Genomic DNA, 14589 nt, shown 5'->3' with positions numbered 1-14589 from the left:
GTGATAACTCTTTCAGAAAGTTACCTGATTGTCAAAATTAAACCTTTCTATCACATAAGCTTACCTCAAATTTGTTCAATGTTACTGTTGGTAGATTGAACTGTAATGACAGCTAAAAAGCACGCTGTGCTGATATTGAATATAATACCTTTTGTTTCCAGCTGCTGATTTACTTACTCTTGGGATAATCTGCGATACCGATTGGGGATGAAAAAATCCCCGTTTAAGCAAGTGCAGCCCAGAGATTAAAGGTTAAACTGCTCAGCCTGCTGTTTGAAGGCACGTAAATCAGTGATCAAGGAACCGGCTTGTAGGCGTTCCAGGTGCCTGTGTTGCTCTCCTGTGCTGAACAGCACCAGACGGTCACTGTGTTTGGTACGCATTTTATCCATCATAAACTTAATCAGCCCGGCCCGGGTTTGGCGCTTGATTTGTGCCACCACCAGTTCGCGCTGATTAAAGTGGTAATCCTTATTGCCTATGCTGACCCAATAACGTTGGCTGCGGGTCTTGAGGTTGGCGTCATGTTCCATGACTTGGTTGATCAATCCCTGCTTGGTGCTTTCCCACTGCTCATTGGTTATCTGCATCACGGCGTAGTTAAAGTCGGCGATAAACTCATCTATGGCTTGCAGTAACTGCAGTGGCCCGGCGGTCGGTGACTGTACATAGAAGATCATTCCCGGGTGGCGGTTCAGCGGCAGATAACCAGTGCCCACCATATAACCGAGCTGTCTTTGGGTTCGCAGCTCGTGGAAGAAAGTCGATGACATGGTGTGATTCAAAAGGCTGAACAACGCCATTTTCTCCGGAGTGGCAAACACGGATTGGTAATAGACTATGATGGCGCTGTCCGGGTGAGCTATGTTCAGCTCCCTGAGTACGGTGCCTTTACCCTGAAGGTTGACCAACTCCCTTGCCGATTCACGGCTGGGCTTGGAAACCAGTGACAGAATATGGCTGAGTCGTTTTCCCAGAGACTGGGCTTCCTGTTCCAGCCAGTCACCATAGACCAGGCCTTCCAGGTAGATTTTTTCATAGAAGGCGCTCACATGGTCATGCAGATCGTCCAGGGTGATATCTTCCAACAGCTCTGCCATCCGCAGTGGTTCATAACTGCGTTTTTGCAGGGTTACCGTCAAGCTTGTGAACAGCTGGGAGATGGGTTTCGCCTGGGCATGGTTATACCAACTGCGTAGCAACTGGCGTTTGATAAGGTTGAATCTCTCTTGGGTAAAACTGCGCTCCCGGGCTTTATTTATCAGCAGTGCCAGCAGGGTTTCCTGATTGCCGGTAAAACCGGTTAAATGCAGGGTCAGCCCGCCTTGATGGGGGTAGATGTTGTAGCTGAGGCCAGCCACTTCCGCCTGGTAGGTGTGTTCGGTCAGATGATCGAGCAGCATTTCCACATACAGCCGGGTCAAGGCGGCATGTCTTGGAGTGGGGCTGGCCTGATCCGAATCGAGAGACAGATACAGATGCCCCTTGGGGACATTGAATTCATCATCTTTCTTGTGCCAGATACGATAACCGGCGCCTTCGGCGACAATCACCGGCTCAGGATGCCGACTGGGTTCACTTCGGGCTATGGCGTCTTCAACGATGAAAGGATTGGGTTTTGGCAGCTCCATTCCGGTTTCAGCCTCGGCGCTGCGCCACAGTGCCAGCCTGGCGTCTTCTATGGGCTTAATTTGATACGGGGTGTGATACCAGGCCGCCTGTTGTTCGGTATCCAGATCCTGGGCCACCAGTTGCAGGCGCATATTATCCGGAGTCATCAGGCTCATCAGTGCCCTGGCTTCAGCGACATCCAGGCCATCCATGCGATAGTCGCCATAGACGGTATCTTCAACCTGATAGTGCTGCATATTGATGCTTAGGTGACTGGCCAGATCCAGTGCTTTTATCTGTTCCTGGTAGCGAAATGCCAGTTTGAGTAGATTGGCTCTTTCCTGATAGCGCCAATCTTCCAATCCCTTATCGGCAATGAGTTTGATATAACCGAAGCAGGCTGCAACCACCCTGTCGGTTTGGTTCAAACCTTTGTCGGTCAGCTGAATACTGATGCTGTATTCCTTGAAGTTGTAGCCGTTGATGCCACCACCGGCAGATAGTCCGTTGATAAGGCCGGCGTCCTTGAGTTTGGAAAACAGGCTGCCGTGGCTCTCGCTTCCTAGTAGGTGACTGATAAAGGTCAGTGGTTTACTGCGATAGAAGCGATCGATAGCGGGCAGGGCAAAGCTCAGGGTCAGGCGCTTTTGCTCTTTAAGCGGCACTATGTGGATCTGCTTTTGCAGTTGCTCACTGGCGAACAGTGGCACTTCGGGATAGGATTTTTGCAGGTCATGATTTTTTATTGACGAGAAATAGCGTCTGGCATACTGCTCCAGCTCATCAATTGCCATCGGAGCCACCAGACACAGGGTCATCAGGTTGGCGCTGTAATGGCTGTTGTAGAAGGCAAGCAGTTCTTCCCTGAGCTGTTGCTCGTCTCCGCCCAGCGTTTGTAGATTCCCGACGGAAAATTTGCAAAAAGGGTGCCCCGGATTAACCGTCTCTTTCAATACCTGATAGATACGGCGGATATCGTCTTTCTGCTTGAGACTGAACTCAGATTCTATGGCGTGTCTTTCTCTTTCAACCAATTCCTGATTGAACAGCGGCGCAATAAAGAACTGGCTGAATCTGTCCAGCGCCTCGGCAAATACCAGGGGATCTATGGCAAAGAAGAAGTTGGTGTGCTCAGTACCCGTCCAGGCATTATTGCTGCCACCATGTTGGTTGATAAAACTGTGATAGCCTCCGGCCTCGGGAAACTTGGCTGTCCCCAGGAACAACATGTGTTCAAGAAAATGCGCCATTCCGGGGCGGGATTGGGGATCATCGAAGTGGCCGACATTAACCGCCATGGATGCGGCGGCCTGGGCAGAATGCATATCTTGCACCAGCAATACCCGCAGGCCGTTGGTCAGAGTCAGATGACGATAGCTGCGGTGGTCATTGGGGCTGGAAATGACAGACTGGCAAGTGCTCAAGGGATAACTCCCGTATAGACAGATTGTTATATATTGATAGCCTTATGCTTTTTTGGCAAATATCTCTTGGATTTTTCGACTAAAGATTGAGAGCTGTGCGGTTTGTTGCCGCGCTATAAAGGGCTACAATTGACAAAGAACCATAAGAACTTTTTTCTGTAGTGAGTGACGTATGCAGCTTTTTCTAATGCGCCATGGTGAGGCCAGTTTCGACGCACCCTCGGATCGGGAGCGAATACTGACTGATGCCGGACGCCTCCATACGATACAGATGAGCAACTGGCTGAATGATTCAGTCTCTGCCTTTGATCTGGTGCTGGTGAGCCCTTATCTCAGAGCACAGCAGACCTGGCAGGAGCTGGGAAAGCATTTTCCTGAACCGCGTAAATGGATGGTATTGGATGAATTGGTGCCATCGGCCGACCCGGAAATGGCTGCCAGCCTGGTTAAGGCTTACGCCGAACAATTTAAGGCAGACAAGGTGTTGGTGATAGGCCACATGCCATTATTGGGTTATATGGTCAGTGAATTGGTGGCCGGTATTGAGCCGCCGTTATTTGCAACTTCGTCAGTGGCACTTATCGATGTGCATGGGCAGCAGGCAAGTGTGATGTGGCAACAAGGACCGCACAATATCGCCTAGTGGTTCCAGATTAGAGCAGCCTTCAGGGCGGCGATTAACCTAAACTCAAGCGCCTTAACTGATTAAAAAGGTGACTCTTGGGCAAAGTACCAGCAAAACAAGCAACCCGGCCATGACCGGGTTCTTTGCATTTATAGTGCTAAGTCTGTAAAGGGGCAGCTCAACTGCGGTTAGCGTCGGTGGGGATGTTCGCCAATATCTATCAGTATCAGCAGCGCCGCATCGCCGCCCCATTCTTTGGGGGCCTGATGAAAGGCTTTGACCTTGGGGTGCTGCGCCAGCCACATGGGCAACTGTTGTTTGAGAATGCCGGTGCCGTAGCCGTGCATGACACTACAGCAAGGGCTGTGTTCACGGATACAGGCCTGGATCAAGGCCGCCAGTTCCAGCTTGGCTTCGGTTTGGCGGTAACCATGCAGATCCAAAAGAAAGTCAGGCACATAATCGCCTCTACGCAGACGTTTGACTTCCATGGCGTCTACATCGTCCCGACACCAACGCATAGGGCCGTTAACTGGCAATAATGGCTGGTAAACGTCTGAAAAATAACTGTCCGCCTGGATCTGAACTTCTTTTTCAGCCAGTTGCTTCTTGGTTTTACTCGGCGGGCGGAAATGGCGCTTATCCTGGTCGAGCGGGGTGATCCCGGATACCAGTGCCTGAAATTCCGCCAGGCCTTCTTTGTCGTTTTCTTCGTTCATTAGGCTATTTTATTGAATCCTGTTTCTTCTGAACAGACTTCAGTTACAATGGGGGCGGAATAAGAATAAAGCCGGAGTCAGATTTTGGATAAGATCTTTGTGGATGAAGCCGTCACCGAATTGCGGACGGTAGGCGACATGTTGCGCTGGGCCGTCAGCCGTTTCAATGACGCCAATGTTTATTATGGTCATGGTACAGATAACGCGTGGGACGAAGCGGTTTCCCTGGTATTTCACGCCCTGCATCTGCCCGATGACATTGGTCAGCAGGTGATCCACGCCAATCTCACCAGCAGCGAAAAACACAAAATAGTTGAGCTTATCATCCGCCGGGTACGCGAGCGTTTACCCGTGCCTTATCTGACCAACACCGCCCGTTTTGCCGGGCTGGACTTCTATGTGGATGAAAGGGTGCTTGTGCCTCGCTCACCGATTGCCGAGATGATCCAAAACGGATTCGGCCCCTGGCTCTACAACAAGCCGGTAAGACGGATCCTCGACCTTTGCACCGGCAGTGGCTGTATCGCCATCGCCTGTGCCTATCAGTTTGAAGAAGCCGAGGTCGATGCGCTGGATATCAGCGAGGATGCACTGGAAGTGGCACAGATAAACGTTGAGTCGCTCGGTGTGATGGACAGGGTGTTTCCCATGCAGTCCAACCTTTTCAGCGCAGTGCCACGAGCGCCGCAGTACGATCTGATTGTGTCCAACCCACCTTATGTCGATGCCGAAGATATTGCCGATATGCCGGATGAGTATCGCCATGAGCCGGAAATTGGTTTGGCGTCCGGTCGAGACGGCCTGGATATCACCAAGCGCATTCTGGCCAACGCCGCCGATTACCTCACAGATGAGGGTATTCTGGTGGTGGAAGTGGGCAACTCCATGGTGCATCTGATTGAGCTTTTCCCCGATGTACCTTTCACCTGGGTCAGCTTTGAACATGGCGGCGATGGGGTGTTTGTGCTGACAAAAGATCAGTTAGTTGAAAATCAATCACTGTTCGCCATCTATAAAGACAGTGAATAATAAAGCGGCCCATTAGCCAATGGGCCTGTAAAGCCGAGGTTCGGATGGCCGAACCTCTACGGCCGGTCACTTTATCTCTAGGGGGAAATTAAGCGGATGTCGGGAAACAGCATAGGTCAGAACTTTGTCGTCACCACTTTTGGTGAAAGCCATGGGCTTGCACTGGGCTGCATTATCGATGGCTGCCCGCCAGGGCTTGAGCTGACTGAAGCCGATATGCAGCAGGACCTCGACCGTCGCCGTCCGGGGACTTCCCGTTACACTACCGCCAGGCGCGAGCCGGATCAGGTGCGTATTCTCTCCGGCGTGTTTGAGGGCAAGACCACAGGCACCTCCATCGGCCTGTTGATTGAAAATACCGATCAGCGCAGTCAGGACTACTCCAATATTAAAGATCTGTTCCGTCCCGGACATGCCGACTATACCTATCAACAAAAATATGGCCTGCGCGATTATCGCGGCGGTGGCCGCTCCTCGGCGCGGGAAACTGCCATGCGGGTGGCGGCAGGGGCTGTGGCGAAGAAATACCTCAAGGCAGTACACGGCATTGAGATCCAGGGTTATCTTTCCCAGCTTGGGCCTATCTGCGCCGACACTCTGGATATGGCGCAGGTGGAACAGAACCCCTTTTTCTTCCCCGATGCCTCCAAGTTGGAAGCGTTGGATGACTATATGCGCGAGCTGAAAAAATCCGGTGATTCCATCGGTGCCAAGGTCAGTGTGGTGGCCACAAATGTGCCGGTCGGCCTTGGCGAACCGGTATTTGACCGTCTCGATGCCGATATTGCCCATGCACTGATGGGGATTAATGCGGTCAAGGGCGTTGAAATCGGCGATGGTTTTGCCGTTGTTAACCAAAAGGGCTCAGAGCACAGAGATCTGATGTCGCCTGCCGGGTTTGACAGCAACCATGCCGGCGGCGTGCTCGGGGGTATCTCTTCCGGGCAACCGATAGTGGCCCATATGGCGCTGAAACCCACTTCCAGTATCAGCGTGCCAGGCAAGAGCATGACAGTGCAGGGCACAGAGGCCGAAGTGGTGACCAAGGGGCGGCACGACCCCTGTGTCGGGATCCGCGCCGTGCCCATTGCCGAAGCCATGTTGGCGATAGTCTTGATGGATCACTTGCTGCGTCATCGGGCCCAAAACCAGGATGTCAGCAGCCTTACACCTGTACTTGGAATGCGATAAATGCGCGGACTGTTTCCCGCAGGGGGACAGCTCGCCTGGCTTTCTGCCTGCTATTTTTTCTTCTTTGGCATACTCGGTGTCATGGTGCCCTATCTGGGGGTATTTTTTGACAACCGCGGTTTCGATGCCGCCGAAATAGGCTTCCTGCTGGCCATACTCATGGCAACCCGCATAGTCGCGCCCAATGTCTGGGCGCTGGTGGCGGATCGCACCGGCATGCGCTCTGAGCTTATCAAGCTCGGCGCCTTTGCCGCCGCCTTGACCTATCTGAGTTTCTTTTATCATGGCGGCTTTCTCTATCTGGCGCTGAGTCTGGCCCTTTATACCTTTTTCTGGAATGCGATTCTGGCGCAACTTGAGGTGATCACCCTGGAGACCCTGGGTACTGAAGCCAACAAGTATGGCCTCATTCGAAGTTTCGGCAGTGTCGGCTATATCGTGCTGGTGGTGGGTACTGGCTGGGCCATCAAGGAGTTTGGCCCCGAGGTGCTGCTCTATGTCGGGCTGAGTCTGTTTCTCGGGTTACTGGGCTGTGCCTTACCTTTGCCTTCGAATCGCGCCTCGGCGGGGGCCGGGCAGGATAAGCCGGCACTTAAACTCGGGCGGCCGCTGCTGTGGTTTTTACTGTCTGCCATGTTGCTACAAGCCAGCGCCGGGCCTTTCTACGGCTTTTTCGTGCTTTATCTCAAACAGGTGGGTTACACAGAGGCCAGCGCCGGTATTTTTGTGGCGCTAGGGGCTGTGGCGGAAATCTTCATGTTTATGATAGCGCCCAGGTTACTCGGTCGCTATGGGGTCAAGACGCTGCTGCTGGTGAGCATAGGCATGACCGCGCTGCGTTGGCTGCTGGTGGCTTTTGGCGCCGAAAGCATGTTGCTTTTGGGGCTCAGCCAACTGCTGCATGCCTTTACCTTTGGTTTGACCCATGCGGCATCCATCCAGTTTGTGCACCGTAATTTTGATATCAGTCACCGCAGCAAGGGCCAGGCACTTTATGCCAGTTTGAGCTTTGGCGTCGGCGGCGCTTTGGGTACCTGGATCTGTGGCCTGATTTGGGGCGATGGCAGCGGCGCCTTCTGGTGTTGGGTGTTTGCCGCCGCGTGCGCCTTGCTGTCCATGTTGGCCGTGCTGGCTATTCCGGGTAGCGACTCCAGGCGTCAATCACAGAGTGACCCCATTGACGCCTGATGATTTCTTACAAGAGCAGAGCATCATTTGCCGGAGAGAGTTATGAGTAAAATGTTTCGACTGGGCCTTATCATTAATCCGCTGGCCGGGCTTGGAGGCAGTGTGGCCCTCAAGGGCAGTGACGGTGTGGCAAAAGAGGCGCTGAGCCTGGGTGCCACCCCCAAGGCCGGTCTGCGAATGGAACAGGCCTTGGCTGTGATAACACCTTTTGCCGAGCGCCTGCAAATCTATACCGCCTCGGGGAACATGGGCGCCGACTTGGCGCAAAAGCTGGGTTTTCGCACCGAGGTGTGTTACCAGGCGGCAACGGATACCAGTCGCAGTGATACCCAGGCTGCCGCCAAGGCCTTGATGGCGCAGGAGCTGGACTTGCTACTGTTTGCCGGCGGCGATGGCACGGCAAGGGATATTTACGGCGTTGTCGGTGAGCACTTCCCCGTACTCGGTGTACCGGCCGGGGTCAAAATTCATTCGGGTGTTTACGGCATTACTCCCCACGCATCCGGGCTGGTATTGAAGCAGCTGCTGGAAGGTGCCCTGGTGAGTCTGATGAGCGCCGATGTGATGGACATAGATGAAGAGGCCTTCCGCCAAGGCACGGTAAGGGCGCGGCGTTATGGTGAAATGACAGTACCTGCCGAGCCGCGATATATCCAGGCGGTGAAGATGGGTGGCCGCGAGGTAGATGAACTGGTGCTGGCGGATATTGCCGCCGAGGTGGTCGGCGATATGGAAGATGAGCTCTATATCATGGGCTCCGGCAGTACAGTGGCGGCCGTGATGGAGGAGCTGGGGCTCGATAATACCTTGCTCGGGGTAGATCTGGTGCAGAACAAGACCCTGCTGGCCTCGGATCTTAATGCGGCGCAGTTATTGAGCGCCACTGAAAATCAAAAGGTTAAGTTGATCATTACCCTGATAGGTGGGCAAGGGCACATTCTTGGCCGTGGCAATCAGCAGTTGTCGCCCGAGCTTATCCGGCGCATTGGCAAGGAAAATATCATCATTCTTGCCACCAAAAGCAAACTAAAAGCACTTGAAGGCAGGCCGCTTATCGTGGATAGTGGCGACCAGAAATTGGATAGCGAACTTAGTGGCTATTATCGAATTGTGACAGGTTACCGGGATTACGTGATGTATCAGGTGGCCAACCCAGACTTAGCGGAGTAGAGCATGTTAGAGAAGTACGAACAGGCATTGGAGCAGTGGATTGGCGAGATAGTGGCCGGCGGTGACGATGATGCCCTGTTTGCCAGCGGTTACCTTCAAGGCCATTTTGCCGTGGTGCTGGCCGAGCTGGAAAACGAGTCAGAGCAAGGGCTGGATGCCTTGAATGAGCGGATGCAACAATGCCTGAAACTGGCAGCTAAAGAGCTTGAAGATGCCGACTATCGTTTGGTGGATAACGCTTGGTTAGAACTGAAACAACGAATCGCCGCCTGAGTTTTGTCGGCGCAGCGAGACAAGTTTGTTGTTGTTCCGGGTATAAAACCCGCAGTGGCTCCTTGTTGAAAAGGAAAGCTGTAATGCCGTCAATATTATCGAAATAAATATTATCCGATGACAAGAGTCATCGGATTTTTGTCTCTTTAAAGCCCTACGTAAGAATAGTTTTATTCGACAGCGTTTTTGTTCTCTGGAGCACGCCGGGTTACCGGAGTAAAAGAGACCTTTGGTGAACTGCTGCGGTAAATGGGGGAAGTGTTAGTCTCAGTGTTCGTTGTGCATTTTGCCAACTGCTTAGTCTGAGGCTTAGAGACTATTGTCGGATAGTCACGGGCTGGCTCGGCAAAAATGGCAAAAATAAAGAAAACAGGATGAATTCAATGGAGTTGGAGATCCCGGAGCAGGACAAGCTGGCCTTCGGCCAGTATTACGGGAAAAAGATTGCCCCCAAGTGTCGGCGTTATGAGTCGGTACGAGAGGCCGCCGCTGCCAGGTATAAAGAGCGTAGAAAGATAGTTGCGCCTCTCACCTTTATCGGCATTCCGGCATTTTTGCTGTTTTTTGCCATGAGTTTCTATGGCGCTTTCATGCTGGATTTTAAAGATGGGGTGTTTTTCATTGGTTTTGGCGGCGCCTTGGTATCCCTGGGATTGGTGGTGTTGGCCAATATCTGGGCAGGCAGTGAGATAGGTGAACTGCGTACCCAGATAGTCGAGGAGATCTATCCTTTACTGCTGGGTTATTTCGGTAAAAGCTTTGCGTTCAATCCTCCGGGATTGCCTGAACTGGAAAGCTATAAAGACTATGGTCTCTTTCCCGACTATGACAAAGGTTATTTTCAAAACTCAGTCAGAGGCAAGTATCTTAATGTGCCTTTTCTGCTTAGGGAACTGACGTTACTCGAACGCACAGGCAAGAACGATAATGGTCCCCAATATAAGACGCTATTCGATGGCATAGTGATAGAGTTCGAGCTGCCAAAGAGATTTTCCGCCACCATCCAGGTGCGCCGCGATAAAGGTTTTATGGCCAATGGCTTGGCGCAGTTTAGAAGCAAACTCACGCGGGTAAAGCTGGAAGACCCGGACTTTGAGCGTAGATTTGAAGTTTACAGTGACGATCAGCTTGAAGCCAGATATGTGCTTAATACAGTGACCATGGAACGTTTGTTGTCACTATCAGGATTTTATCAAGGTGAGCTGGAAGCCTGTTTTAAACAGGGGCGATTGTTTGTCAAAATAGCCTGTCAGCATAGCTATTTTGAGCCGCAACTTGATCTACTCAAGCCGCTGGATCTCAGCGCAGACATAGAGCAAGTGTTTAAAGAGATCCATGAAGTGTTCGATTTGATTAAGGCTCTTAAACTCGACAGTCGCACCGGGCTTTAAATATGAGGCTCAAGAGCTTGGTTTTGAGCCGGGCTGTCTTTGTTTTCTGGTCACTGGTCGGTGGTTGCTGATGCACCCTCAAGCCAAACGCTCAAATAGTTTGGCTTGAGGCCAGGAAATCCCAGAGTTTTAGTCGGCTTATATGTCTGAGCCGGTTTAGATATCCCCTTGCGGGGTGTCGGTTTCGGCAGTGGCAGGCAAAGGCCAGCCGCCAAGAGCTTTCCAGCGGTTCACTATGTAGCAGAACAGCTCGGCGGTGCGCTCTGTATCATAAAGCGCCGAATGGGCTTCTTTGTTGTCAAAGGGGATCCCGGCCAAGCTGCAGGCCTTGGCCAGTACTGTGTGTCCTATGGCCAATCCGGCCAGCGTGGCGGTGTCAAAAGTAGCAAAGGGATGAAACGGCGAGCGCTTGATATCATTGCGCTCGATTGCTTTGCTGACAAAGCCGTGATCGAAGGCGGCATTATGAGCCACTATGATAGATCTGTGGCAGTCGGCTGCTTTCTGCGCTTTTTTCACCGCCTTGAATATCTCCAGAAAAGCTTCTTTCTCGCTGACGGCGCCCCTGAGGGGGTTGTTGGGATCTATGCCGTTGAATGCCAGCGCCTCCGGCTCGAGGTTGGCGCCTTCAAAAGGTTCGATATGGTAGTGCAGGGTTCTGTCTATTCCCAGATTGCCCTCGGCATCCATCTTCAGCAGACTGACGGCAATCTCCAGCAGCGCGTCTGTCTGCGCATTGAAGCCAGCGGTCTCCACGTCGATCACCACAGGGAAATAGCCCCTGAATCTGTGCTTGAGTTGGTTGGCTAGGCTTGGCTGAGTCATGCATTTCCCCTGGAAAATAACGAAGCGGCTATTATGCTAAAACATCAACAGGGTGTCATGTTCGATTGTTGTTTTTATAGGCTAAAGGAATGAATTTCTTTGCCGATAGAGACAACATGGTGTGTGAAAAGAGAGATTTCTATGTGGCGTAAACTGTTTCTGCTGTCGACTCTTTGTCTGCCGTGGTCGGCGATGGCGGATCTCAGGCACTATGTGGCGTCACTCGACGACTCTCATTGGCGTGTGGCGCAAAACACCCCCATAGGTTGCAGCCTCGAGCACGATATTCCCTCCTACGGCAAAGCTGTGTTTTCCAGTCATGCGGGTAAAGAGCTGAATCTGCAGTTTACTCTGGACATGTGGCAAAAGCCTGATGCAGTGACTCATGCTCGCTTGATGAGCAAAGCGCCGGCCTGGCGTCCCGGGGTGACATCAAAGGCGATTACCGAGTTGAGCTACCAGAAATACTTCAATGGCGAAGTGCCGAAACAGGCCGCCTGGTCCATGCTGACTGAGCTGGATCGCGGCATGGAACCCACTTTCTACTACAGCGATTGGTACAACCAAAGCCACACGGTGGCGGTCGGCCTTTCCGCGGCCAACTTTGCCCAGAAATACCGCGAGTTCAAGCAGTGTCTGGCCAATCTACTGCCTTACAGTTTCGATGATATCGCCTTTACCGTGCTTACCTATGAGATGGGCGGTACTGAGTTGACCCGTTATTCCAAGGCGCAGCTGGCGCGGGTGCAGGAGTATCTGGCCTATGATCCTGAAGTGGAGCTGGTGCTGATTGATGCCTATACCGATAGTTATGGCGGCCGCAGCATTAACCAGAAGGTTTCACAACAGAGAGCTGATTCCGTTAAAGATTTTTTTGTCGCACGGGGTATCCCGGGAGACAGGATCCATACTGAAGGACACGGCGAACGGCGGCATGTGGCATCCAATGATTCCAGTGATGAACGGGTCCGTAACCGTCGGGTAGTCATCCGGATAAGCAAACCGCTCAAGTAGGGCCAAGAACTGACCTAAGAGAAGGTGCGAATAAGACCTCGAGGCCTTCTCTTTTTTAGAAAGCGGTATAATTGAGTGAGTTTATTTCGGCAAGCATTTTACTCTATATTCGTCAGCGCAACTTTTTGTTGCGACCGGACATGTTATTCCTGGCCAAGTATGGCATCTAAAAACGAAAATGCCGTTCATTGAAAGTGAACGGCATTTTGTTTGGGGTTCTGCTTAATTCGTTTAAGCCTTATCGCGATGGCAGAAATAGTCTACTGCGCGTTTTACCAGTTCAATACCTGTCTGCTCGCATGGCGGCAGCTCGGCATCGCTCTGTTTCAGCGGTGTGACTCTATCACCCCATTTCAGCAGCAAGGCCGCGCTGGTGAGGCCAGCGCCGAAGGCACAGGACAGAATGTGTTGTCCTGGCTTGATCATGCCTTTTTCCAACGCATCACAGATAGCGATGGGAATGGTCGCGGCCGAGGTGTTGCCATAGTTGGCTATATTGACGAAGGCCTTCTCTTTGGGGATCTTCATTCTGTGTACCAGAGTGTCGATGATCCTCTCGTTAGCCTGATGGGGGATTACCCAATCGACTTGTTCTTTATCCAAGCCACATTTATCCAATACTTGGGCGCTGAGTTTACCCATACCGTTGATGGCACGTTTGAAAATCTCCTGGCCGTCGAACTGAATGTAGAAGTCCAGCGACTCGGCGACAAATCTATCCATACCCGTCCCGAAACTGGCCTTCAAAATATCGCGGCCACCTGGGTCATTGTTGAGCTCATAGCCCAGTACGCCACATGGGCTGTCTGTTGCTTCCAGCACCACAGCACCGGCACCATCACCGAACAGTACTGCGGTCTCTCTTCTTGACCAGTCGAGATAGAAGCTGAGACGCTCGGCGCCGATAACCAGGACTTTCTTGCATTGACCACTCTTTATCTGGGCGGTGGCCAGGCCTACGCCATAGAGAAAGCCACTGCAGGCGGCGTTGATGTCAAAGGCGGCACAGGTTGCGCCTACATTGGCCTGCACGGTCGAGGCTATGTTGGGGATCAGGGTGTCCGGGCTGGCGGTGGCCAGGATAATCATGTCCAGTTCGCTACCTTCTATGCCGGCGGCGGCCAGTGCATGCTGGGCAGCGACTGTGGCCAATTCAGAAGTGTTGACGTGGCTTATATGACGCTGGCTAATCCCTGTTCTGGGTTTAATCCATTCATCGGAAGTATCGATAAAGGTGGCCAGATCATGATTGGTCAGTACGGCAGGGGGAACGCACTTTCCCCAGCCGGTAATAGTGGCGTACTGCATTGAATTTACTCTCAAAATAAAAAGACAGAAGCCAGATCTGTCTTTTGGACAACTAAAGCGCTATTGCTTGGAAAGGGTCGTGATTTTTCAGCTCACCTGTTGGGCTACCAATTCGCGAATGGCATTGGCAGCGTGCAGTATGTGGGCCCTCAACAGGACCACGGCCTCATCTATTTTCTTTTGCCGACATAATTGCAGTAGATCCCTGTGATCCTGTTCGGCTCGGGGGATACCGCCTGTCAGCAACAACTGTAAGCGGATATAGCGATCACAGTTGGTGTTCAGACCATGTACGACTTCCATGGTATGGGGACGGTTGGCGGCGCGGTACAAACTTGTGTGGAACTCTGTGTTGAGTTCGCTCCAACTGCCCACGGCATCATCCTGTTTAAAGGCGGATTCCAGTTTGTCCAGTACGGCTTCGGCCTGACGCAGATCTTCATCCTGCAGGTTTGGAATGGCTTTGGCAAGGAGATCAGTTTCAATCAGTGCTCTGAGTTCAAATAACTCGCTGACTTGTTCAACCGATAGTTCGGTAGCCGTGGCGCCTTTATGGGCTTCAAACTTGACCAACCCCTCGGCTTCCAGTTGCAAAAGGGCTTCCCTGACCGGAATCCGGCTGACATTCATCTCTTCTGCCAGGGCGCTTTGACGCAACGGTTCACCGGCTGCGATTTCCCCTGAAAGAATTTTTTCCCGCAACACTTCGACCACAACCTGAGTGCGCGTTTTATGAACGATGGGGGTAGTTCGACTCATAGATCCCGTCTTTGTATACGTTATTCGGTTTTGATCCGATTAAGACTACAGCGAATATTCAG

General features: G+C 52.2%; 13 protein-coding genes. 8 read left to right on the top strand and 5 right to left on the bottom strand.

Going from position 1 to position 14589, the window contains the following annotated elements; translation table 11 throughout:
* Positions 1–245 precede the first annotated feature (245 nt).
* The gene (locus tag SIL79_RS18660) at positions 246–3035 is read right to left on the bottom strand and encodes an insulinase family protein (RefSeq protein WP_319619862.1); all 2790 of its coding nucleotides are present in this window, start codon (positions 3033–3035) and stop codon (positions 246–248) included.
* Between the two features lie 172 nt (positions 3036–3207).
* Between SIL79_RS18660 and sixA the strand changes: the two genes are divergently transcribed.
* Positions 3208–3678 carry a phosphohistidine phosphatase SixA gene (sixA, locus tag SIL79_RS18655; RefSeq protein WP_039035609.1) on the top strand — a complete coding sequence of 157 codons (471 nt, stop codon included), beginning with the start codon at positions 3208–3210 and terminating at the stop codon, positions 3676–3678.
* A 170-nt stretch (positions 3679–3848) separates the two neighbouring features.
* On the opposite strand, the gene smrB is transcribed toward sixA, so the two are convergent.
* Positions 3849–4379 (bottom strand): endonuclease SmrB, encoded by a 531-nt coding sequence (smrB, locus tag SIL79_RS18650; protein WP_039035610.1) that lies wholly within the window; start codon positions 4377–4379, stop codon positions 3849–3851.
* An 84-nt stretch (positions 4380–4463) separates the two neighbouring features.
* Between smrB and prmB the strand changes: the two genes are divergently transcribed.
* The 6 genes from prmB to SIL79_RS18620 all read left to right on the top strand — a co-directional run bounded on the left by prmB (position 4464) and on the right by SIL79_RS18620 (position 10621).
* Positions 4464–5408: a 50S ribosomal protein L3 N(5)-glutamine methyltransferase gene (gene prmB, locus SIL79_RS18645; RefSeq protein ID WP_039035611.1), complete on the top strand. Its 945-nt coding sequence runs from the start codon at positions 4464–4466 to the stop codon at positions 5406–5408.
* A 96-nt stretch (positions 5409–5504) separates the two neighbouring features.
* Positions 5505–6599, top strand: a complete 1095-nt coding sequence (gene aroC / locus SIL79_RS18640) for a chorismate synthase (RefSeq protein ID WP_025010457.1) — start codon at positions 5505–5507, stop codon at positions 6597–6599.
* Positions 6600–7787, top strand: a complete 1188-nt coding sequence (locus tag SIL79_RS18635) for an MFS transporter (protein WP_039035613.1) — start codon at positions 6600–6602, stop codon at positions 7785–7787.
* Positions 7788–7829: 42 nt separating this feature from the next.
* A complete protein-coding gene (locus tag SIL79_RS18630) occupies positions 7830–8957 on the top strand; it encodes an ATP-NAD kinase family protein (protein WP_039035614.1) in 1128 nt (375 codons plus the stop codon).
* Positions 8958–8960: 3 nt separating this feature from the next.
* A complete protein-coding gene (locus SIL79_RS18625; RefSeq protein WP_039035615.1) occupies positions 8961–9230 on the top strand; it encodes a YfcL family protein in 270 nt (89 codons plus the stop codon).
* Between the two features lie 374 nt (positions 9231–9604).
* Complete coding sequence (locus SIL79_RS18620) at positions 9605–10621, top strand: DUF3137 domain-containing protein (protein ID WP_162207284.1); 1017 nt, start codon at positions 9605–9607, stop codon at positions 10619–10621.
* Positions 10622–10777: 156 nt separating this feature from the next.
* Here the strand turns inward: SIL79_RS18620 and rnt are convergent, their stop codons facing one another.
* The gene (gene rnt, locus SIL79_RS18615) at positions 10778–11446 is read right to left on the bottom strand and encodes a ribonuclease T (RefSeq protein ID WP_039035617.1); all 669 of its coding nucleotides are present in this window, start codon (positions 11444–11446) and stop codon (positions 10778–10780) included.
* A gap of 141 nt (positions 11447–11587) precedes the next feature.
* On the opposite strand from rnt, the gene SIL79_RS18610 reads away from it, so the two are divergent.
* Positions 11588–12460: a flagellar protein MotY gene (locus SIL79_RS18610; RefSeq protein WP_039035618.1), complete on the top strand. Its 873-nt coding sequence runs from the start codon at positions 11588–11590 to the stop codon at positions 12458–12460.
* 231 nt (positions 12461–12691) lie between these two features.
* Here the strand turns inward: SIL79_RS18610 and SIL79_RS18605 are convergent, their stop codons facing one another.
* Positions 12692–13768 carry a ketoacyl-ACP synthase III gene (locus SIL79_RS18605; RefSeq protein WP_039035619.1) on the bottom strand — a complete coding sequence of 359 codons (1077 nt, stop codon included), beginning with the start codon at positions 13766–13768 and terminating at the stop codon, positions 12692–12694.
* An 87-nt stretch (positions 13769–13855) separates the two neighbouring features.
* Positions 13856–14527, bottom strand: a complete 672-nt coding sequence (locus SIL79_RS18600) for a GntR family transcriptional regulator (protein WP_039035620.1) — start codon at positions 14525–14527, stop codon at positions 13856–13858.
* Positions 14528–14589: the final 62 nt, after the last annotated feature.

The organism is Shewanella indica (assembly GCF_033842865.1).
Lineage (GTDB): Bacteria > Pseudomonadota > Gammaproteobacteria > Enterobacterales > Shewanellaceae > Shewanella > Shewanella indica.
This window is presented reverse-complemented; position numbering and strand designations above follow the sequence as displayed.